1 pseudogene is annotated in these 1274 nt (G+C 31.6%); it reads left to right on the top strand.

The features are described 5' to 3' along the window. Positions 1-1274 (top strand): annotated as a pseudogene (locus L8T90_RS07830) (hypothetical protein); the annotation flags it as partial.

Below are 1274 nucleotides of genomic sequence, written 5' to 3'. Positions count from 1 at the left end.
CGGTTCTACTATTAAAAGTATCACTAATTCAGGAACTATTAAAGGTACTAACGATAGAGATAGTAAAGGTATTTATATAGGTGGTAATTCTAAAATAGAAAATATAACTAATGAGAAAGGTGGTGTTATTACTGGCAATGGTAATGGTATTCAGATCGATGGCAGGGGAACACTTCAGAATTTAAATAACAATGGTACTATAAGCGGAAATAATGGTGTATTTTTAGGAGGTGGAGCTACTATAGAAAATTTAAATAATACCGGTACTATTATCGGAGAAGAACACGGTATACGTGTTAATAATAATGATCAAAAAGATACAATCAAAACAATAGTAAATTCTGGATTTATTAGTGGTGGTAGTAAAGATGGTGTGGCACTTTTTTCTGTTGAGATAGAGCATTTTGATAATCAAAAAGATATCATTGGAGGAGAACATGGTTTAAACATACAAAGATATAACTATACAAGTGCTAAAGTAGGAACATTAGATAATTCAGGAAATATCATCGGAACTAATGGACATGGAATATATACTCAAACAGCACATAATGATAGCATAACACTTTTAAATAATAAATCAAATGGTTTGATCCAAGGTGGACAAGATGGTATTCATGTATTTGCTATGTTTGGGCAAGCTGGAACTATAGTTAATTTAAACAATGAAGGCTCTATTGTAGGTGGAAATAATGGTATTAATTTACAAGAATTTTCTAAAAATACTGCTTTTACCAACTCTATATATACTATAGAAAATAAAGGAACTATATTAGGTCAAAGTGGTGCAGGTGTATTTGTAAATGGCAAAAACCAACACATCAAAGACTACATCAAACTAGATGGCTCTGATGCTCTTATAGCAGGTGGCACAGCAGGTATACACAATAAAGGAACCATAGGTGTAAATAATAATAACGGAAGTCTTGTAAATAGCAATACTGGCAATGTAATCGACTTGCAAAATGGTGCCACCATAGCAGCTATTAGCAATGATGGTAAAAACCTTTATACTAATTCTAGTGGTACAGCCATACTTAATGAAGGTACCATCAAAGGAAACATTAGTCTTGATGGTGGATCTAAAATCATAGGAGCTATTGATAATAAAAACATAATTACAGGTTCTATAGACTTAAAAAACAAATCTCACATAGATAGTATTATCAATAGTGGAACTATAGAAAAAGGTATTAATCTTAATCAAAGCACTATAGGTTCTATTACAAACAATGAAGGTGCTAAAACTGATTTAGACTTAAGTAATAACTCAG

Source organism: Campylobacter sp. RKI_CA19_01121 (assembly GCF_025771295.1).
Lineage (GTDB): Bacteria > Campylobacterota > Campylobacteria > Campylobacterales > Campylobacteraceae > Campylobacter_D.
This window is presented reverse-complemented; position numbering and strand designations above follow the sequence as displayed.